Origin of the sequence: Arcanobacterium ihumii (genome assembly GCF_900604515.1) — a bacterium.
In the GTDB taxonomy this organism is placed as follows: Bacteria; Actinomycetota; Actinomycetes; order Actinomycetales; family Actinomycetaceae; genus Arcanobacterium_A; species Arcanobacterium_A ihumii.
In genome coordinates this window covers 14445-34963 of sequence record NZ_UWOS01000001.1, presented here as the reverse complement: position 1 = coordinate 34963, position 20519 = coordinate 14445, and the positions used below count along the sequence as shown (strand labels likewise).

The following is a 20519-nucleotide window of genomic DNA, read 5'->3' as shown; positions in this document are numbered from 1 at the left end:
GTTTGGCCTCTATTCCGTTGAGTGTGGAGATTGTATTATCCATGCTCTCTTTGATCGCGATGTCCTATACGGGCGTCGTCGCAACTGCGGTGAACCGGTTGACGCGTTCAGAAGCCGCAGAAGCGGCGGCGAATGGTGAAGGCGGACGGTTCGTCGCCCAAATTATTGACGAACGCATCGCTGCGATTACGGCTACACACGGCGCACGCGTCTTCTTTGCTGCCACTTTCGCAATTTCTACCGCTGTTTCCTTGAATCGGTCGACAGACAACTTTTGGTTCCTTCTGCTTGGTTCTCTGGGCATTATCATGGCCGGAGCTTTGATTGTTTCATTGATATTTCCAGGATCTTTGGGCCGTAAGCATCCACTGACTGTTATCAAAAGTGTTAACTACCTCTTGTGGACGTTGACCAAGATTACAGCTCGTTTCATTGGTCGACGTGAGTCAGTTGCTGACGAAGAGCGAGAGACGGAAAACGAGGATCAGCTTGCGCTCATGGTTGAGCGAGTTTCGGAATCAGAGGCCATTGAAGATGACGAACGCTCATTGTTACATTCGGTGTTCGAGTTGTCACGTACGCGCGTTCGGGAGGTGATGGTTCCTCGCACAGATATGATTTCGATTGGGCGTGAGGAATCAATTGACCGAGCACTTTCTCTTTTCGCAAGGTCTGGTTTTTCACGAGTACCTGTTATTGGTGACTCTGTTGATGACTTATGTGGTGTGCTCTATTTGAAGGATGCAATTCGGCGAGTTCATCATCGCTCAAATCCTCAAGAAATCACTGCTGCTGAGGTAATGCGCGAACCAGTATTTGTTCCTGAAACGAAGATGGTTGATGCGCTTTTGCATGAAATGCAAGCTAACTACGTTCACATCGCACTCGTGGTCGATGAATACGGTGGAATTGCGGGACTAGTAACCATCGAAGATCTGCTCGAAGAACTCGTAGGTGAGATGGTTGACGAACACGATCGTGCGCATCCAGAGGTCGAACCACTAGAAGATGGGTCGTTCAGAGTTCCAGCTAGACTTCCAATTAACGACCTCGGCGATCTGTTTGGTTTGACAATTGAAGACGACGATGTGGATACTGCCGGGGGACTGCTCGCCAAAGCTTTGGGTCGAGTTCCGATCATCGGATCCCGAACTCGGGTTCAAGGAGTGGAACTGGCGGCAGATAGATTTGAAGGGCGACGTAAGAGACTTGCGACGCTGATTGCTTCTTTATCACCAGAGGAAAATGTAAATGAATAATTCATGGCCAGAAGATTTCCGTGCGGGATTCACCGCCATTGTTGGGCGCCCGAATGCTGGGAAATCAACGTTGACCAATGCGCTTGTGGGACAAAAGATTGCAATCACTGCAAATCAACCGGAGACGACTCGCCGGGTAATTCGCGGAATCGTGAATCGCGATTCAGGGCAGCTGATTATTGTTGATACTCCTGGATTGCATCGCCCGCGTACATTGCTAGGTGAGCGTCTCAACGATATGGTTCATGAATCTCTTGCAGATGTTGACTGTGTGGCTCTGTGCCTTCCAGCTGATGAAAAGATCGGTCCAGGCGATCGGTTCCTGCTAAATCTTGTGAAGCAAACTAATGCACCTATCATTGCCGTGATCACTAAAAGTGATAAAGTTCCGCGTGAGGTCATGGCAAATAAGTTAATTGATGTCAATGAATTTTATCCCGACTTCGCCGAACTTATTCCTGTTTCTGCAGTTGAAGGTAAGCAGGTCGAGCTTTTGACGTCGTTACTGCTAGATCGAATGCCGCCGTCGCCTCCTCTCTATCCTCGCGATGCAGTGACGGACGAATCAGAAGAAGACCTTATTGCTGAGATGATTAGGGAGGCTTCCCTTTCTGACGTACGCCATGAATTGCCACACTCAATTGCCGTTGTAATTGAGGAGATGGAGGAACGTCCACGGTCTAATGGTAAAGAGGGAACGATCTTAGCGATCCATGCTTCGGTCTTCGTTGAACGTGATTCCCAAAAAGGAATTGTAATCGGTACAGGTGGTGCACGATTGAAAAAGGTGGGTCAAGAAGCTCGCCATAATATCGAACGATTGCTTGGGCGTCCGGTATTCCTCGATATTCGCGTCAAAGTAGCTAAAGACTGGCAACGCAACCCTAAGTTATTGGGTAGACTTGGATTCTGATTTTTGTTGATTCTTTGGTTAAGGGAATTTTTGCTTTGATCATTCACGAAGCCATTTAGAACTCACACAGCCTCTTAGAAACGGGGCTGAAAGCCAAAGAATCCCACGATACGAAATGTTCAAAATTCTTCAATTCGGTATCTTAAGATAAAGATATGAATTCAGTAGGCTTCTTCCTTCATCTAATTAGCCGCGGTGAGATTCGCTAGATTGACTCCTCTCCGCGGGTATTCGTCGTCGATCAATCCAATATTGATACCTCGGAGGATGAGATGAAAACTGAAGGACCTAGAAATAACCAAGTACCGTCTACGATGCCAATTTCAAAGTATCGTCACTTCTTAGACACGAATACGGTTGAGCTACCGGACCGGACTTGGCCAAACAATCGAATTGTCAAAGCCCCACGTTGGTTGTCCACGGACCTTCGAGATGGAAATCAGTCTCTCATCGAGCCAATGAATCCTGACCAAAAACGCCAGATTTTCGACCTACTAGTTCGTATCGGCGTTAAAGAAATTGAAGTGGGCTTCCCAGCGGCTTCAGAAACGGATTGGGATTTCGTTCGATTGCTTGTTCAGGACGATGCTGTGCCCGAAGATGTTGCAATTTCAGTTCTGACCCAATCACGACCAGAGATTATTCACCGTACGATTGACGCACTTGAAGGATTGCCGCGCGCAACTGTACATCTGTACAATGCTACATCACCAACGTTTCGTACCGTCGTCTTCAATAATGACCGTGAGCAGACGAAACATCTGGCGATTTCCGGTGCGCAGGAAGTTCTTGCCTACATGGAAAAGAAATTTGGCGATACAACTGTTGCCGGGTTTGAGTATTCTCCTGAAATTTTCGTCGACACTGAACTCGACTTCGCACTTGAAGTTTGTGAAGCTGTGATGGACGTATGGCAGCCGGATGAGAATCGTGAAATTATTTTGAACCTTCCGACCACAGTTGAGCGTTGCACTCCGAATGTTTATGCAGACCAAATCGAATGGATGAGCAGAAACCTCTCCAGAAGAGATTTCGTTGTACTTTCGGCTCACAACCACAATGACCGTGGTACGGGCGTTGCTACAACGGAGCTTGCGATGCTTGCAGGAATAGACCGAGTAGAGGGATGCCTGTTCGGTCATGGTGAGAGAACCGGTAATGTAGACCTTATAACCGTAGCTTTAAATCTTTTCTCTACTGGCGTGGATCCCCACCTTGATCTGTCAGATATTGATGAAATCCGCCGTGTAGTTGAGCACTGCACTAATATGGAAGTCCATCCACGTGCTCCATACGGTGGTGACTTGGTTTACACCTCGTTCTCAGGCTCTCACCAGGATGCAATTAAGAAGGGTTTTGCTGCGCGCGCTAAGGCACTTAAAGCTGCAGGTGGCGACGAAAATGCAGTTTTTTGGGACGTTCCATATCTTCCAATCGATCCGAAAGATGTAGGTCGAAGCTACGAAGCCATCGTCAGAGTTAATTCGCAATCTGGTAAGGGTGGCATCGCTTACTTGATGTCCTCGGTCTTTGGCATGGATTTGCCGCGTCGTTTGCAAATCGAGCTTTCGAGAATCGTGCAACGTTTTACAGATCGCCACGGTGGTGAAATTACTGCCGATCAACTTTGGCGTATCTTTGCCGACGAATTTCTTCCATATTCAGTGCTTGAAGGTCTACAACCGTGGGGACGCTTTGCATTGCGTGGTACGAACGTTTCGGCTGAAGACGACGGCTCGCATACGATTTTGACAGTCACTATTTCGGAACGGACTTCAGACGGCAGTGCGGTAGACCGAAAGATTATCACGGATGGAAATGGTCCGATTGATGCATTCGTGAAAGCGATCGAACAACTGGGCGTTAACGTCGAAATCTTGGATTACGTCGAGCATGCAATGTCTGCCGGTGGTGATGCAAAAGCTGCGTCATACGTCGAATGTAATATTGATGGTCAGATTTTGTGGGGAGTGGGAGTCGATCCTTCAACTATTCGTGCTTCCTTTAACGCAATCGTTTCAGCGGTGAATCGTGCCTTGCGGTAGTGTTACAAGGTATTTTAAATTCAGTCTTCGTACCCAAATAACGATATTCTAGGAAAATGAATAAAACCTATCGTGATCAAGCGATCGTTCTTCGCACCCACGACTTAGGTGAAGCGGATCGAATCATTACCATGTTCTCCCGAGAACACGGGAAAGTACGTGGTGTTGCAAAAGGCGTGCGCAAAACTAAATCAAAATTCGGTTCACGCCTTGAACCCTTTTCGCATATTGACGTGCAGCTTTACTATGGAAAGACACTCGACGTCGTCACCCAAGTAGAGACGCTCCACGACTATCACCGCTCCATTATTCTTCGCTACGAAGCTTATACTGCAGCGAGCGCACTTTTAGAAACCGCTGATCAACTAGTTGTGACTGAAGGTGAACCAGATCTTGCGCAATTCGTACTGTTACACGGAGCCTTGCATGCTATGGCAATCGGTGCACACCACCCTGATCTCATTCTATACTCCTATATTTTGCGAGCAATGAAGTACTCAGGCTGGGAATTTGCGGTTTTCGAATGTGCCAAGTGCGGGGTTGAAGGACCACATGAAGCACTTAATGTCTATCAGGGAGGAGCAGTATGCGTAGACTGCCGTCCGGCTGGCTGTACTATCCCCAGTGTGGAAACCTGGCAGCTTTTAGGTGCATTGATTTCCGGGGACTGGAAAATAGCGAGCTTGGCTGATGAGCCAACAAGGAAAAGTGCAGGCGCAATTATTGCTGCTTATTTGCAGTGGCATCTAGAGAAACAGATTCACTCACTTCGTTATGTGGAAAGTAGGCTGATTTCATGACCACGAATATTATTAAACCCCCTGTTCATAGCTCGGGCGCAATTGTACCTTCTTTCGATAAAACTGAAGTTCCACATCATATTGCCATCGTGATGGATGGTAACGGCAGATGGGCAAACGCTCGGAACTTACCTCGCACGGAAGGACACAAAGCAGGTGAATTATCTTTGATGGACGTCATTGCCGGAGCAATTGATGCTGGGATCAAAGTGGTATCTGTTTATGCTTTTTCTACTGAAAATTGGCGGCGTTCACCGCAAGAAGTCGCGTTCCTGATGGGGTATTCGAGAGATGTTATTCATCAGCGTCGTGATGAACTTAATGCTTGGGGCGTGAAAGTTGTTTGGTCTGGACGAGAGCCCCGGCTATGGAAATCAGTGATTAAAGAGCTTAAAGCGGCTGAGGAACTTACTAAGGATAACGACGTCATCACCTTGAACTTCTGCGTTAACTACGGTGGGCAAGCAGAGATCACTGATGCAGTGCGCGAAATTGCACAGCGGGCTTCTGACGGTAAGCTAAAGGCTCAGCGAATCACTCCTGACACAATCGCACGCCACTTGTATCAACCCCAACTTCCTCCAGTCGATTTATTTATTCGAACTGGGGGAGAGCAACGGATTTCTAACTTCATGCTCTGGCAGTCCAGCTATGCAGAGTTAATGTTTGTGGATGAGGCGTGGCCAGATTTTGATCGGCTTGTGCTTTGGGATTGTATTTCTAGGTACGCTAATCGTGATCGCAGATTTGGTACAGCGGTGGATACCGTGACGGAAGGGTAGGCGCAGATGCTTCATCAGGTGGATCTTCGCGGACGTGACTTAACACAGGCGGAACTTGCAAAGGCTTTACCTCGTGCAGAGCTGAATATCGAACGTGCTCTCCACGCAGTCGTACCGATTATTGATGCAGTTCGCGATGCCGGTGCAGTTGCGTTGCGTGATTTGGCTGAGCGTTTCGACGGCGTGCGGCCTGAGTATTTGCGTGTGCCCCAAGCTGTGCTTGACCGTGCCGAGGCCGAGCTCAGTGATGAGTTGCGTGAGGCTTTGCTGATGTCAATCGACCACAATCGCCGTGGGCATGAGGCACAGTTGCCGCAGCCGAAAGAGACGCAGATCGTGCCAGGTGGCGTGGTGCGTCAGCGGTGGATTCCGGTTGAGCGAGTGGGGTTGTACGTGCCTGGAGGCTTGGCTGTGTATCCGTCGTCCGTGATACATAATGCGGTGGCAGCGCAGGTAGCGGGGGTAGAGACGATTGCTTTGGCTTCGCCCCCTCAAAAAGAATTTGGTGGACTGCCACACCCCACAATTTTGGCGGCGTGTAAACTGTTGGGAATCACGGAAGTGTATGCGGTGGGCGGCGCGCAAGCGATTGCTATGTTCGCATACGGTGCGCGTGGTGAAGATATTCAGCGCGACGGCGAAGTGCTGTGCGAGCCTGTAGATGTGGTGACTGGCCCCGGCAATATTTATGTGGCAGCGGCGAAGCGAGCGGTACATGGCATCGTGGGGATTGACGCCGAAGCAGGCACTACGGAGATCGCTATTATTGCTGATGAAGCGGCATGCCCCGAGTATGTGGCTGCTGATTTAATTTCTCAGGCTGAGCACGATCCGTGCGCTGCTTCGGTGTTGATTACTGATTCGTTGAGCTTGGTAGAGCAGGTGGAAGTTGCACTTGAAGGGCAGGTTGCGCAGACCAAGCATTCTCGGCGTGTGCGTACGGCTTTGAGTGGGCCGCAGTCTGGCGTGGTTATCACAAGTGATTTGGTACAGTCGGTGCAGGTTGCTAATGCTTATGGCGCTGAGCATCTGGAGATTCACACCGCGCAGGCGGGCGATGTGGCGAAGAAGATTCACAATGCTGGTGCGATTTTCGTTGGCGCATTTTCGCCGGTTCCGCTGGGGGATTATATGGCTGGCTCAAATCATGTGCTACCTACGGGTGGCACTGCTCGCTTTGCTTCGGGGTTGAATGTGATGGCTTTTATTAAGCCAGTGCAGGAGATTGAATATACTCGCGAGGCGATGAGTGGAATGTATCCAGCTTTGGCTGCGGTTGCAGTGGACGAGGATCTGCCTGCGCATGCACGTTCGTTGGAAGTGCGGATTAAGGACCAGCTTTAGTTGAATACCACGGATCGATTTGGCGTAATAAAGCGACAAATCGGTCGAGTGCAGTTCGTCATAGAGTAGAGTTTGTTGAAACCTTTAGACCGGTCCCAAACCGCCCACTAAAGTACCAATTCCGTAGGTAATGATCATGGCGATATTGCCCCACACAATATTTCTTATCGTTGCCGGTATTACTGGGGCTTCGCCGAGTTTAGCCGATACCGCTCCGGTGATTGTTAATGCCAAACTTACCGCAACCACTGTGATAGTAACTGCCCACTGCTGGGGGCTAAGCAAAATCGCAAGTAGTGGGATAATGGCGCCAAGAGCAAAAGCAGCCATCGATGCTAACGCGGCATGCCACGGGTTTGTAAGTTCGTCTGGATCGATACCTAGTTCAAATCGAGCGTGTGCAGCTTCAGCATCTTGCTCCGTACGGCTCAATTCGCTTGCCATACGAGTTGCCAAAAACTTCGACACGCCATGCCCAGCGATAATTCCAGCCAGTTTACGTTCCGATCCCACTGGATCTTGTGCAATGGCCTTGCGTTGCCGCACAAGCGCTGCTCGTTCCGAATCACGCTGTGTAGAGACCGAAACGTATTCCCCTGCAGCCATTGATAGTGCTCCTGCAACAAGACCCGCCACGCCAGATACGAAAAGGGCATGGGAATTAACGGCTGCGCCAGCAACGCCAACTACCAGGCCGGCGGTAGAAACAATACCATCGTTGGCCCCAAGCACACCGGCACGCAACCAATTGAGACGTGAGTTCATGGCGCCGTCTTGTGCCTCAATGACGTCCAAAGTCTCAACATCCGTATTGTAATCCACGCAATTATTGCACGCGCTAACATTGTTCATAGTTAGAAAATATTGAGTTTTTTCAATTAATACCAGCAAGGGGAGGCTTACCTTGGAGCAGCCAGTAAATCCACCTCAGGAAGTCAATCTGCCCTTTCGTGTCGATCTACTTGGGAAATCACCGTATGGTGCTCCGCAACTTGACGTGCCCGTACGTCTTAATGTGAACGAAAACCCATATTCGCCCTCAGAAGATCTTTGCGAGACGATCAGCGTTTCGGTTGCCGCGGCGTTAAAAGACCTCAACCGCTATCCCGACCGCGACTTTTCCCAGCTTCGATCCGACCTTTCTGATTACCTTGCGCAAGAGTCGGGGGTACAGATTGCCCCCGATTTGATCTGGGCGGCTAATGGTTCCAACGAGATCATGTTGCATATTTTGCAAGCATTTGCTGGTCCACAGCGTGTGGTGGCAAGCTTTTTGCCCAGTTATTCGATGTATCCTGAATACGCGCGCGATTCATTTAGCACGTGGGTTGCTGGCACACGCAAACCAGACTTTTCACTCGATTTCGACGAAATACAGCGAGTGCTTGATGTTCATCACCCGAGCGTCGTCTTCCTTGCCTCGCCAAACAATCCGACTGGTACTGCAATGAGTGAGACCGAACTGCGCCAAATTCTTGCGCTCACTCGCGAGTCGGGTCCTTTTGTACAAGGTCCGGTGGCGCACGATACCGGCACCGGTGTAACCGATTACCACGGTGATTTTGTAACACGTACTGCAACGATAGTTGTGGTAGACGAAGCCTACGCGGAATTCAGACGCGATGGAGTCCCTAGCGCTCTGGAAATGTTGGAAGAGTTTCCTCATCTTATTGTGGCTCGGACTATGTCTAAGGCTTTCGGTGCGGCAGGGCTACGACTTGGATACATGGCAGCCGCCAAGACGATCATCGAACAGGTGATGTTAGTTCGATTGCCATATCATTTGTCCGCTATTACACAGGCTAGTGCTAGCGCGGCACTTAAACACCGCTCTGAGCTTATGACTCAAGTGGCCCAGATTCGTAATGATCGTGATGCTCTTGCGCGGGAGCTTCGGGTAATGGGATTTGAGGTCGCTCCATCAGATGCGAATTTTGTGCTGTTTGGGAAATTTCCTGATCGGCACCAGACGTGGCAAAAGTTATTGGACGATGGCGTTTTGATACGTGAAGTCGGACCGGAGGGATGGCTTCGTGTTAGCGTTGGAACGCCAAATGAAAATGATCGATTTATGGCTGCACTCAGAAAGGTAACGCGATGAATGAACGAATTGCTAAATATAGCCGTAAGACTTCAGAGTCGGTGATTGACGTTGCGATTAACCTCGACGGGTGTGGGCGGGCGGTTATTAATACCGGTGTACCGTTTTTCGATCATATGCTGAATGCCCTGGCAAAGCATTCACTTATCGATATGACTATCAAAGCCGAAGGCGATGTGCATATTGACGTTCACCACACAGTTGAAGACACTGCTATCTGCTTGGGTATTGCTCTTAAGGAAGCTCTGGGAGATAAAAAAGGAATCTCTCGTTTTGGTGACGCGGTTATTCCTCTGGACGAAGCGCTTGCTCGTGTCGTTGTAGACGTTGCTGGACGTCCCTACATCGTTCACAAAGGTGAACCGGAAGGTCAGCAATATCATCTCATCGGAGGTCACTTCACCGGCTCAATGACTAGGCATTTCTTCGAATCATTCGCGTATAATTCGGGAGTGTGCTTGCACGTCGAACTTCTCGATGGCCGCGATCCGCACCATATTGTGGAAGCACAATTTAAGGCTCTGGCTCGGGCACTGCGTGCCGCGGTTGCCTACGATTCTCGGGTCGAAGGAATCCCATCGACGAAAGGTGCTCTGTGAGTTCGCGAAAACGTTACGTTATTCTTACCCCCTTCGATAAGACGGAAGTTGTTGCTGCAATTCTTAGATTGCGTGGCATTGACGCTGAGGTTGTTATGACGAATTCTGGGGTTGTGGTCTATCACGATCTACCAGTTAAATCTTTCGACGATTGGGATATTTCTGAACTGCTTGGACCAAGCGATGACGCAACACTTTCAGCTTCGGATGATTCGATGCCCGATTCTGATAACCCACAAACAGTTGCCGCACATTTATCAAATGTTTCCCAATTCGGGGTAGTGCTCATGGTTGCTGAACTTGGGGACGACGTTGGAGGAGAGGCAGGCGTTTCTGGTCTCGTTACCGCGCACCGCGTTATGGCTGGAGAGCTGGGCGAAGAAATTGCGCCTGGACTCTTATTGAATTCAATCGACCCCGTCATTGAGCAGATAGTGCTTGGATCGGCGAATGTAGAGGGTGCGTTGGCAACCAATGATCTTAAGCAGTCATTTTTAGATCGGCTATTAAGAAAGAAGCGATCCAGCGACGGTGACACTAGGGAAGCGGAGTAGTTGAGATGGCAAAGGTGATTGTTCTCGACGCCGATACTGGAAACGTACGCTCAGTCGTTCACGCACTTCAGCGAGTAGGTGCAGATGTAGAGCTTAGTGCTGATCCACACTTGGTTATGAATGCTGATGGTTTAGTAGTGCCAGGTGTAGGCGCTTTTCAAGCCGTGATGACTAAAATCAAAACGATTCGTGCGGATCGATTAATTGAACGTAGATTAGCAGGTGGACTGCCCGTGTTTGGAATCTGCGTAGGTCTGCAAATTATGTTTGACCAAGGTACAGAGTTCGGGGTACACGAAGGACTTGGTCAATGGAGAGGTTCCGTTGACGCCCTCGATGCACCAATTGTTCCTCATATGGGATGGTCAAAAGTTAGGGCAGGAACTGATTCGATACTCCTTGATGGCTTGGATTCCGAACGCTTTTATTTCGTTCATTCCTTTGCTGTACAGAGCGATCCGAGTGCGGATATGGCTAGCGAAGATGGTATATTCGAGCCTCCGATTGTTTCTTTTGCGAATCATTATGGAGACTTCGTGGCAGCTATAGAAAATGGTCCGCTTTCTGCCACTCAGTTCCATCCCGAAAAGTCGTCAGATGCTGGTCTTCATCTTTTAGAAAACTGGATCGGCTCGCTCTAATCGTTCAATCTTTATTTTCTGGGAAGGCTATTTTATGAAAAAGCTCCAATTACTCCCTGCTGTTGATGTTGTGAATGGACAAGCTGTTCGCCTTTTGCGTGGTGAAGCAGGGACTGAACAATCCTTTGGTGATCCTGCTCAAGCAGTAGCGTCCTTCGTAGAAGCGGGTGCGTCGTGGATTCATCTAGTTGACTTGGACGCTGCTTTTGGGCGCGGAAGTAACTATGAATTACTTTCCCGTATCGTCAATGAAGTCAAAGGCGTCAATATTGAGCTTTCTGGTGGCATTCGTGACGATGTTTCTCTTGGCCGTGCGATTGATGCGGGTGCGGCTCGAGTGAACTTGGGAACTGCTGCTTTGGAAAACCCGGACTGGACTTCGCATGTAATAGCGCAGTATGGCGATAAAGTTGCGGTTGGCCTGGACGTGCGTGGTGAAACCTTGGCTGCCCGTGGATGGACTTCTGAAGGCGGAAACCTATGGGAGACTTTGAAGCGTTTGAACGATGACGGTTGCGCGCGTTATGTTCTTACCGATGTTGATAAGGACGGCACTTTGCACGGTCCAAACCTTGATTTATTACGCAGAGTTTGTGAGGCAACTGATCGGCCGGTGGTTGCTTCTGGCGGGGTGTCGAAGCTCGAGGATTTGAAGGCATTACGAGACCTTACGGAAGTCGGCGTTGAAGGAGCAATCGTTGGTAAAGCTATCTATGCTGGTAAAATGACTGTTGTTGATGCACTTAAGGTAGCAGAAGGATAGTTTTTTGCCTGATTTAGATCGATTACTTGCTCCGAACCCATTTGCAGGCGATAACGGCGAACGCACAGACGCAGTCGCGCAGGCTTTTTCGATGGAGATTGATAAGCGCGTCGAATTTCTTCTTGCTTCACTTGGTCGAGTATTTATGGCTGTACTTCCACATCAGCATCCCGGGAGGAATAGTGATGGTTCAGTTGCACCACACGATGATCACCCCGATCCACGCAGTGAAAGTGCCCAAGACTTTGTATTAGCTGAATTCCCTGGTGGACGGCGTGCAACACCATTATTTACTTCAGCTAAAGCTCTCGCAGCATTTAATCCACATGCCCGACCAGCTCCGATCACCGCTCCGGATTTAGCGCGACTTGCGGTAAAACGATCGAATGCGTTGATGGTGATTGACCCTGGTTCACAGGAGGAATTGTTTTTGGGGAGAAGCGCTGTGCTGGCACTTGCATCTCAAACCGAGTGGATTGCACCGTGGCACGATGCGAAAATTGCGGAGATTCTTAATTCGCTTCTTAAAGAAGCTGGCTTTGATACGTCTTGTGAGGTGAAGGCAGGGGATAAGAATATCGCAACCTTGGATATTGTGCTCAAACAAGAGTATTCTCGAGCACTCGATAAAGAAATTATCAGCTGTGTTCTTGGTGTAATCGAATCGATACCCTATGTTCGCGCTCGGCTCGATGTAGTAGAAATCATTCCACGCCTTGCGTGAAACAGAGCGTTTGTAGATTATTGTGTTGCTGCTGTTACCGCCGTCTGTTCTTTTATTAGTGGGCAAGGTCACGGGCAGGAATTGCCCCGATTCTAGCCAAAATCTTGGTGAATTCGTCCTGAACTGGTAGAGTCATATCCGACCGACCGGCAGATTGCCGGAACGCAAGCGGAGAAATCCCACCTGGGTTCCACTCGATTTGGAACCGGGTTTTGGAAATACGGTTATTGCCGTATGCCCTCTGGACTCCGTGCGCGTCGCACTCGAAGTTAGAGGAGCAATTATCAACGAGCCAAGAGTCAATGATCGAATTAACGTGCCTGAAGTGCGTCTTGTTGGTCCAGGTGGCGAACAAGTTGGCGTAGTACGTATTGAAAATGCATTACGTCTTGCTCAGGAAGCAAATCTCGATCTTGTAGAGGTTGCCCCAGATGCGAAGCCACCAGTTGCAAAACTGATGGATTATGGAAAATTCAAATATGAGGCAGCTCAAAAGGCACGCGACGCTCGCCGCAACCAGGCTAATACTCAGCTGAAAGAAATCCGTATTGGATTGAAGATCGATCAGCACGATTACGAAACCAAGCTCAAGCGAATTCTAAAATTCCTTGATGGTGGCGATAAAGTCAAGATTCAATTGCGCTTCCGTGGACGTGAACAGTCACGACCAGAGCAGGGCATTCGCTTGATGGAGAAGATCGCTGCAGACGCCGCTGAAAACGGTGTAGTAGAGTCAGCTCCTCGAGTCGACGGTCGTGCGATGGTGATGGTTCTCGCCCCGATTCGTCGTAAGTCAGAAGCGAAGTCCGATCAGCGCCGTCGTCGCGAAGCAGAACGTGAAAATCGTCGAGCTCAAGAAGCGCGCCGCACTCAGAAGAATAATGAGCGCATTGCTGAGAAAACTGAGCAGATTACCGAAGATTCTTCGGTCGAAGAGACTAACGCTGAGTAATTTCGGGTAAAGCAGACACGAACATAACTCCCGGTAGGGAGCACTATTGCTGCGTTGAGCAGCTAGAGGGAGCATGAAAATGCCAAAAATGAAGACACACTCCGGAGCTAAGAAGCGCTTTCGCGTGACCGGTAAGGGAAAGCTCATGCGCGAGCAGGCTGGTAAACGTCATCTTCTCGAGCACAAGTCATCACGCCGCACTCGCCGTCTATCCTCGGATCAGCCGGTAGCACGTGCAGATGTGAAGCAGGTCAAGAAGCTGCTGGGTCGCTGAAAGCTTTTAGAAACAAGGAGAAATAGAAGATGGCACGCGTAAAGAACGCCGTAAATTCCAAGAAGAAGCGTCGCACTACGCTCGAGCGCGCCTCGGGCTACCGCGGTCAGCGTTCCCGCCTTTACCGTAAGGCTAAGGAACAAGTTACCCACTCAATGGTATACAACTACCGTGATCGCAAGGTCCGCAAGAATGAGTTCCGCAAGCTGTGGATTGCTCGTATCAATGCTGCTTCTCGCGCAAACGGCATGACCTACAACCGTTTCATGCAGGGACTTAAGCTTGCTGGTATCGAGGTTGATCGTCGTATGCTTGCTGAGCTTGCTGTCAACGATCCTGCAGCTTTTGCCGCTATCGTTGAACTCGCTCGCAAGGCCCTTCCAGAGGACGTTAACGCTCCTGTTGCATGAGCAATGAGTTAATCTTAAGTGTGGCTCGGAAATCAATGATTTCCGAGCCACACTTTTGTTATGTGGGGTTGCTTGTTAGGAACAGGCTTCACTTTATGCGAGAATTAAGAACGAACAACCGAGACTCAAGGAGATAATGTGGTTGAGATTATTGATGCCAGCATTCAAACGAGCAATATAGATGGGCTAAAGATCATTACCCCTAAGCAGGTTACCGATGATCGCGGTACGATTCGTGAGCTTTTCCGTTTTTCATGGTTAAAGGAAAACGGCATCGTATCTTCGTTTGAACAGTGCAACAATACGCTGACTCATCGCGGAGCTGTTCGCGGACTTCATGCAGAAGCCATGACGAAGCTGGTAACGGTAGCTTCAGGCGAAGTATTCGGCGCTTATGTTGATATTCGCCCAGAGTCACCAACTTTCGGTGCAGTTCAAACTGTTCGGATTGTTCCAGGCGTTATGGTTCTTGTGCCAAACGGTGTTTGCAACGGATTCCAAGCAGCTGGTGAAACAGCAGATTCTGAATACATTTACTTCTTCGATCAGGAGTGGAAACCAGGAATGCCGGGATCGGCCCTTACGCCACTTGATCCTGAGCTGGGAATCGAATGGCCAATTGAGATTGACGTCAATGATCGTTCGCAAATTTCTGAAAAGGATCTCAACGCTCCGACCTTGGCACAATTCAAAGAAGCGCATGCCTCGTAATTTCATTTTCGACATGACGGGACAACTCAAAAAAGTATCTGGGTTGTTCCGTCGGTCCACTAGATACCAGTATGCACAGGCCATTGTTGAAGGACCACAAGCTCTTCGCGAACTTCTTCAATTTTGGCCAAATACAATTCGTGACGTTTATGTAACTGAAGGTGCACTTGCGGTTCACCCAGACGTGGATGATCTTCTAAAATCACGCGATCCTTATACCCATATTCTTCCTGAAGACCTTTTGCTTCGTCTGAGTCGAGACGCGCAAGGAATGCTTGCCGTAATTAATGTTCCAGACGAAGAAAATCTTGATGATGTTTTTGCGCAATCAAAGTTAATGGTTATGGCGGTTAGTGGGGCAGATCCCGGAAACGTCGGAACAATCATCAGATCGGCTGACGCGGCAGGGGCAGACGGCGTCATCCTAGGAAGCGGTTCGGTGGATGCCTTTAACCCAAAGGTAATTCGTTCCTCGGTTGGCTCTGTATTCCATCTTCCCATCTTTGAAGATGAAGGTATTGAGGAGGTGGTTGAACGAGCGCACCGCAACGATTTCGTAGTTTTACTTGCCGACGGTGGAGGTGACTTTAACCTCAATGACCTGACTGAACGCGTTTTCCGCGCAAAGATTACAGGTAGCGACGTCGAAAGTTTAGACCTGCGTTCAAAGACGCTGTGGTTGGTAGGAAATGAAGCACACGGTTTCACAGCGGAACAACGTGCCCTAGCGGACTGTGTTGTGTCAATTCCCATGTGGGGGAATACTGAATCGCTTAATGTTGCCATGGCAACTACGCTTTGCCTATATGCCTCAGCTCAGGCGCAAGCTTGTTCATAGGTGCTCATAAAATCGGCTATAACCCGACTTCATCCTCAAGCCAACCAAGAACGCCGTGGTATTTCGTGGACTTGCTAGCAAAAGCAATCGCTTCACGTAACGCAGTTAACGGATTCGAAGCTTGGGGGAGGAACGCCGTGAATGCACCATGCAATACGTCGCCAGCACCAAGAGTATCTTTGACGTCGACCGATGGGATATGGATCATCACTTCTTGCTGAGCCGTCACCGCTCGAACTGGCTTTTCACCCATCGATTGAGCAAGTAGCGCGAAGCCAAAATTCTGAAGATAATCGAAGGTTTCTTCAGAGGTGCACCCTGGGCAAATGAAGTCTTGAGAAATAATCGCATGGGAAACTTGATCTAAGAATTCATCGGTGTTGGGCTTCCATGACCCTCCGTCAAAGACTACGGGAACTCCTATTTTGTTGCACTCATGTGCAAACAGTGCTTGCAATTGGGGAAGGTGGCCATCGATCTCGAGGATAGCTACGTCGTCCAAAATGGAAACATCGGGATTTCGAAACTTGCGCTGAGGGTTGTTCCTTGAAACAACGGTGCGTTGCCCAAGTTCATCAACGAAAACAGTTGAGACGGGGAACTCGGCGTCGGCTGCTAAATCGATAACTTCGATACCTTCAGAGAAGAGCTTTTCAAGGGCTAATCGTGCTAGAGGAGTATCTCCTAATAGGGTAACAAGCCGAGCTGGAACTCCTAAAGCAGCTGCTACACGGGCTGCGTTAGCGGCGGGCCCGCCCACATCTAACAAAGTTTGTTCGGAAATAATCTTCTGGTTTGCTTGTGGGACTTTCGCTACTCGTTGCGTAACGTCGATGGTGGTCAATCCGCAAAACAAGGCTGTGCTCATGCAATTATCGTACGGTTGGGGTTACTCACATGTACAGATAAACTGGTAAATGGAAATGACCATCACTTAGATCTAAGGTTTTTACACGAGCAAGAACCCCAAAATAGGGTATTTATCAAAGAGTGAGTGTACTTCGCGCTATCGGCTCTTCCTCGGTAGAATGGTGCAGGTATGGATTAATTTATTACTCCGAAAATGTCACGTTAATGTGAAAGGTAATCATGGATCTCAGTCCATTAGACGAGGCGGGAATCGCACTGGCGGTAAGCTCGGCGATCGCAGCTTTTGAATCTGCGTCTACCCTCGAAGAACTTAAAGAGGCACGTTTGACGCATTCGGGAGACGGCGCGCCTATTACACAAGCAAATATGCAGATCAAGTCCTTGGAAAAGGATCAAAAGCCAGTAGCTGGCCGGTTGATGGGCTCAGCGCGTAAGGAAATCCAGCAGGCTCTTGATCTAGCGACTGCTCGTATCGAAGCTCTTAATGAAGAGCGCATGCTGGCGGAGGAAATGGTTGACGTAACCGTTCCAACCCGACGCGCTCCAAAGGGTGCGCGCCACCCCCTCAATGTTCTTCTTGAAGATGTTTCCGACTTCTTTATTGGTATGGGGTGGGACATCGTCGAAGGGCCTGAAATCGAACACGAGTGGTTTAACTTTGATGCACTTAACTTCGGCCCTGATCATCCTGCACGCCAGATGCAAGATACTTTCTACGTCGACGGCGTCGAAACAGTTGCGTCTGATGGCTCGGCCTCCGATCAGGTTGAGCAACCGGGGCTGGTGCTACGCACTCACACATCACCGGTTCAATCACACACCTTGCTTTCACGCGGCGCGCCTGTTTATATCGCCTGTCCAGGCAAGGTATATCGTACCGATGCATTAGATGCCACCCACACGCCTGTCTTCCATCAAATTGAAGGTTTGGCGGTGGACAAGGGGCTGACGATGGAACATCTCAAAGGAACGCTTGACCATTTCGCTAAAGCGATGTTCGGTCCCGAAGCGAAGACTCGACTTCGTCCATCGTTCTTCCCATTCACTGAACCATCAGCAGAAATGGACTTGTGGTTCCCATTGAAGAAGGGTGGACCAGGTTGGATTGAATGGGGTGGCTGCGGAATGGTCAACCCAGAGGTCTTGAAAAACGCTGGTATTGATCCTGAAGAATACACGGGCTTTGCCTTTGGCATGGGCATTGAACGCACACTTATGTTGCGCCACGGTATTGCAGACATGCGTGACATGGTTGAAGGCGATATTCGATTCTCATTGCAGTTCGGCACAACAGGAAGAGGAAACTGATGCCACGCATTCCATTAGACTGGCTTCGCCAGCATGTTGAAGTTCCTGCAGATCTTAGCGCCGAAAAGCTTGCAGCCGCTTTGGTCAAGGTGGGACTTGAAGAAGAAACAATCCATCTTGCAGATGTTTCTGGACCGATCGTCGTCGGTAAAGTATTGACGCTCGAAAAGAACGAACAATCCAACGGAAAGCTCATTAACTACTGTCGCGTCGACGTTGGCGACCATAACGATGCTCCTGGCGAGGGAAAAGAGCCGTCGGACTTACCGTCGCGTGGCATTATCTGTGGTGCCCATAACTTCGTTGCGGGGGACTACGTGGTAGTTTCTCTGCCGGGCGCTGTACTTCCCGGTGATTTCAAGATCGCTGCACGTAAAACCTATGGGCATATCTCAGACGGAATGATTTGTTCGATGCGTGAGCTCGGTTTAGGTGATGATCATGACGGAATTATCGTTTTGGCTCACAACGACAACGAAGCGCAGCAGGCGGGCATTCCCGAAGTGGGACAAGACGTATTGGGATATCTTGGTCTCGGTGGCGAGGTACTCGAAATCAACGTCACTCCAGACCGCGGATACTGCTTCTCTATGCGTGGTGTTGCTCGTGAATACTCGCATTCCACCGGTGCTAAATTCACTGATCCCGCAGTGGAATCGAAAGCGGCTAGTAATGTACCCGAAGCAAACAACAATGGATTCGTCGTCGAAGTAAATGATGATGCACCTATTCACGGTGTGCCTGGATGTTCGCGGTTTGTAACCCGGATTGTTCGCAACGTAAATCCTAAGGCAGAATCACCAAAGTGGATGAAGGATCGGCTACGTGATGCAGGAATGCGTCCGATTTCGCTCATTGTTGATGCCACCAACTATGTGATGCTTGATCTCGGTCAGCCATTGCATGCCTACGACCTTGACAAAGTTTCAGCACCTCTAGTGGTTCGACGCGCACGTTTGGGAGAAAAACTCACCACTCTTGACGAAGTAACGAGGGAACTTGGAGCAGAGGACCTTGTTATTGCTGATTCCTTATCTTCGCACGGAGACCGCGTTATTGGTTTAGCAGGAACGATGGGCGGAGCTGACACCGAAATTAGTGATTCTACGTCGTCGGTGTTGATTGAAGCTGCGCACTTTGATTCAGTTTCAGTTGCACGAATGGCTCGTAATCATCGCCTTCCATCTGAGGCATCGAAGCGTTTCGAACGCGGCGTTGATCCCCAGCTTCCGCCGGTAGCTGCTCAAGCGGTAGTCGATCTTTTGGTGGAATTCGGTGGAGGAATTGTTGATCCGGCCAACTTTGAACTCAATGAAGTTTTGCAACAGGCTCCGCTTGCTTTTAATACACGTGAAACAGCTCGGCTCACAGGTCTTGAACTAAGCAAAGAAAAGCAGATTGCGTTGCTCGAAGCTATCGGTTGCGAAGTTGAAGAAATCACATCGATTTCAAAGGACGACGGCGCAGAGCTTTCCGTGATTCCACCAACTTGGCGTCCGGACTTGGTAGGACCGGCACACTTCGTCGAAGAGATTGCACGATTGACCGGTTTCGATGAGATCGCGTCGACCGTTCCTTATTCACTGGCGGGACATGGCCTGACCGTGGCTCAACGTCAATCACGCGATGTTGCACGTGCGCTAGCCGAACAAGGCTGGGTTCAGGTCTTGAGTTATCCATTTATCAGTGCGGGAGTATTCGATAAGCAAGGTATTTCAGACGACGATATTCGCCGTACCGCTATTCGCTTGAAGAATCCTCTTCAGGAGTCGGCTCCTTATATGCGCACTTCGATTTTGGATTCGTTACTTGAAACTGCGCAACTTAATGTTGCTCGAGGTAACTCCACAGTTTCGATTTTCGAAACCGGTGTTGTGACTCGTCCTGCTGGAATCAGACCGGCGGCGAATCCTGGTGTTGGAAAGCGTCCACTGCAGGCTGATCTTGATGTTCTACATGGAGCAATCCCTCCTCAGCCACGTCATATTGGCGGTGTTGCCACACCGCAGGCGACGGAAACCGCTGCGGGTCTTCCTGCCCTTTCTTGGGATTGGCGCGATGCACTTGAGGCAGTAAAAATCCTTGGCATCACATTGGGGCTTGAGCTTGGGGTACGCAACTCAGCTTATGCGCCATTCCATCCTGGTCGTTGTGCAGAATTCTTCGTTGATAACAAAATCATCGGATACGCTGGTGAATTGGCACCAAAGGTATGTAAGGAATTCGATCTACCAAAACGCACGATTGCATTTGAAGTCGATATGGACCAGATCTTCGAAATTCGCGGAAGCTCTCCGATTCAAGTCGATGCAATTTCGACCTTCCCGATGGCGAAAGAAGATATCGCAATCGTTGTTGATGATTCGGTTTCTTCTGGAGACGTTGAAGCAGTGATCCGTAAAGCTGGGGGTGAAATTCTCGAAGATGTTCGCTTGTTCGATATCTATCGCGGTGAACAAATTGACGCTGAGAAGAAGTCACTCGCATTTGCACTTCGACTCCGAGGAATCGATCATACCTTGACGGCAGAAGAAACAGCCTCTGTGCGAAATCGGGTTGTGAAGCAACTCCGCAAGGCATTTGGCGCGGAACTGCGTAGTTAAGGCTGGACTAATCAAGCTGAGGTGGAGA

At 49.5% G+C, this 20519-nt stretch carries 21 protein-coding genes; 19 read left to right on the top strand and 2 right to left on the bottom strand.

Annotated features, from left to right (window positions below; genetic code table 11):
* Window positions 1-23: 23 nt before the first annotated feature.
* From EIH22_RS00150 to hisD, 6 genes are all read left to right on the top strand, one after another.
* On the top strand, window positions 24-1259 hold the full coding sequence (locus EIH22_RS00150) for a hemolysin family protein (protein ID WP_124053769.1): 1236 nt from the start codon (window positions 24-26) through the stop codon (window positions 1257-1259).
* Entirely contained in the window at window positions 1252-2172 is a 921-nt protein-coding gene (gene era / locus EIH22_RS00145; protein WP_124053768.1) for a GTPase Era, read from the top strand. The genes EIH22_RS00150 and era overlap by 8 nt, the downstream gene beginning before the upstream one ends.
* A 272-nt stretch (window positions 2173-2444) precedes the next feature.
* The gene (gene leuA, locus EIH22_RS00140; protein WP_124053767.1) at window positions 2445-4217 is read left to right on the top strand and encodes a 2-isopropylmalate synthase; all 1773 of its coding nucleotides are present in this window, start codon (window positions 2445-2447) and stop codon (window positions 4215-4217) included.
* Window positions 4218-4273: 56 nt separating this feature from the next.
* Complete coding sequence (recO, locus tag EIH22_RS00135) at window positions 4274-5017, top strand: DNA repair protein RecO (RefSeq protein ID WP_124053766.1); 744 nt, start codon at window positions 4274-4276, stop codon at window positions 5015-5017.
* Window positions 5014-5799: an isoprenyl transferase gene (locus EIH22_RS00130; protein WP_124053764.1), complete on the top strand. Its 786-nt coding sequence runs from the start codon at window positions 5014-5016 to the stop codon at window positions 5797-5799. The genes recO and EIH22_RS00130 overlap by 4 nt, the downstream gene beginning before the upstream one ends.
* 6 nt (window positions 5800-5805) lie before the next feature.
* Entirely contained in the window at window positions 5806-7143 is a 1338-nt protein-coding gene (gene hisD, locus EIH22_RS00125; RefSeq protein WP_124053762.1) for a histidinol dehydrogenase, read from the top strand.
* Window positions 7144-7227: 84 nt separating this feature from the next.
* Here hisD and EIH22_RS00120 read toward each other — a convergent pair whose 3' ends face one another.
* Entirely contained in the window at window positions 7228-7965 is a 738-nt protein-coding gene (locus EIH22_RS00120; protein WP_235001703.1) for a VIT1/CCC1 transporter family protein, read from the bottom strand.
* 82 nt (window positions 7966-8047) lie between these two features.
* Between EIH22_RS00120 and EIH22_RS00115 the strand changes: the two genes are divergently transcribed.
* The 11 genes from EIH22_RS00115 to EIH22_RS00065 all read left to right on the top strand — a co-directional run bounded on the left by EIH22_RS00115 (window position 8048) and on the right by EIH22_RS00065 (window position 15710).
* Window positions 8048-9244, top strand: a complete 1197-nt coding sequence (locus EIH22_RS00115) for a histidinol-phosphate transaminase (RefSeq protein WP_124053758.1) — start codon at window positions 8048-8050, stop codon at window positions 9242-9244.
* A complete protein-coding gene (hisB, locus tag EIH22_RS00110; RefSeq protein WP_124053756.1) occupies window positions 9241-9843 on the top strand; it encodes an imidazoleglycerol-phosphate dehydratase HisB in 603 nt (200 codons plus the stop codon). The genes EIH22_RS00115 and hisB overlap by 4 nt, the downstream gene beginning before the upstream one ends.
* Entirely contained in the window at window positions 9840-10397 is a 558-nt protein-coding gene (locus tag EIH22_RS00105) for a hypothetical protein (protein ID WP_124053755.1), read from the top strand. Before hisB ends, EIH22_RS00105 begins: the two co-directional genes overlap by 4 nt.
* Window positions 10398-10402: 5 nt before the next feature.
* A complete protein-coding gene (gene hisH, locus EIH22_RS00100; RefSeq protein ID WP_124053753.1) occupies window positions 10403-11038 on the top strand; it encodes an imidazole glycerol phosphate synthase subunit HisH in 636 nt (211 codons plus the stop codon).
* A gap of 34 nt (window positions 11039-11072) precedes the next feature.
* A complete protein-coding gene (gene priA, locus EIH22_RS00095) occupies window positions 11073-11801 on the top strand; it encodes a bifunctional 1-(5-phosphoribosyl)-5-((5-phosphoribosylamino)methylideneamino)imidazole-4-carboxamide isomerase/phosphoribosylanthranilate isomerase PriA (protein ID WP_124053752.1) in 729 nt (242 codons plus the stop codon).
* Window positions 11802-11805: 4 nt separating this feature from the next.
* Window positions 11806-12525, top strand: coding sequence for an SseB family protein (locus tag EIH22_RS00090; protein WP_124053751.1), 720 nt, complete (start codon window positions 11806-11808; stop codon window positions 12523-12525).
* 154 nt (window positions 12526-12679) lie between these two features.
* Complete coding sequence (infC, locus tag EIH22_RS00085; protein WP_235001702.1) at window positions 12680-13477, top strand: translation initiation factor IF-3; 798 nt, start codon at window positions 12680-12682, stop codon at window positions 13475-13477.
* 79 nt (window positions 13478-13556) lie between these two features.
* On the top strand, window positions 13557-13751 hold the full coding sequence (gene rpmI / locus EIH22_RS00080) for a 50S ribosomal protein L35 (protein ID WP_124053750.1): 195 nt from the start codon (window positions 13557-13559) through the stop codon (window positions 13749-13751).
* A 29-nt stretch (window positions 13752-13780) separates the two neighbouring features.
* Window positions 13781-14161 (top strand): 50S ribosomal protein L20, encoded by a 381-nt coding sequence (gene rplT, locus EIH22_RS00075; RefSeq protein WP_124053748.1) that lies wholly within the window; start codon window positions 13781-13783, stop codon window positions 14159-14161.
* Window positions 14162-14299: 138 nt separating this feature from the next.
* Window positions 14300-14872 (top strand): dTDP-4-dehydrorhamnose 3,5-epimerase family protein, encoded by a 573-nt coding sequence (locus tag EIH22_RS00070; RefSeq protein ID WP_124053746.1) that lies wholly within the window; start codon window positions 14300-14302, stop codon window positions 14870-14872.
* Window positions 14862-15710 carry a TrmH family RNA methyltransferase gene (locus EIH22_RS00065; protein WP_160148983.1) on the top strand — a complete coding sequence of 283 codons (849 nt, stop codon included), beginning with the start codon at window positions 14862-14864 and terminating at the stop codon, window positions 15708-15710. The genes EIH22_RS00070 and EIH22_RS00065 overlap by 11 nt, the downstream gene beginning before the upstream one ends.
* 16 nt (window positions 15711-15726) lie before the next feature.
* Here EIH22_RS00065 and EIH22_RS00060 read toward each other — a convergent pair whose 3' ends face one another.
* Window positions 15727-16578, bottom strand: coding sequence for a PfkB family carbohydrate kinase (locus EIH22_RS00060; RefSeq protein WP_124053743.1), 852 nt, complete (start codon window positions 16576-16578; stop codon window positions 15727-15729).
* Window positions 16579-16799: 221 nt separating this feature from the next.
* Here EIH22_RS00060 and pheS point away from each other — a divergent pair, with 221 nt between their 5' ends.
* Window positions 16800-17888, top strand: a complete 1089-nt coding sequence (gene pheS / locus EIH22_RS00055) for a phenylalanine--tRNA ligase subunit alpha (RefSeq protein ID WP_124053742.1) — start codon at window positions 16800-16802, stop codon at window positions 17886-17888.
* The gene (pheT, locus tag EIH22_RS00050) at window positions 17888-20491 is read left to right on the top strand and encodes a phenylalanine--tRNA ligase subunit beta (RefSeq protein WP_124053741.1); all 2604 of its coding nucleotides are present in this window, start codon (window positions 17888-17890) and stop codon (window positions 20489-20491) included. The genes pheS and pheT overlap by 1 nt, the downstream gene beginning before the upstream one ends.
* The last annotated feature ends 28 nt before the right edge of the window (window positions 20492-20519 follow it).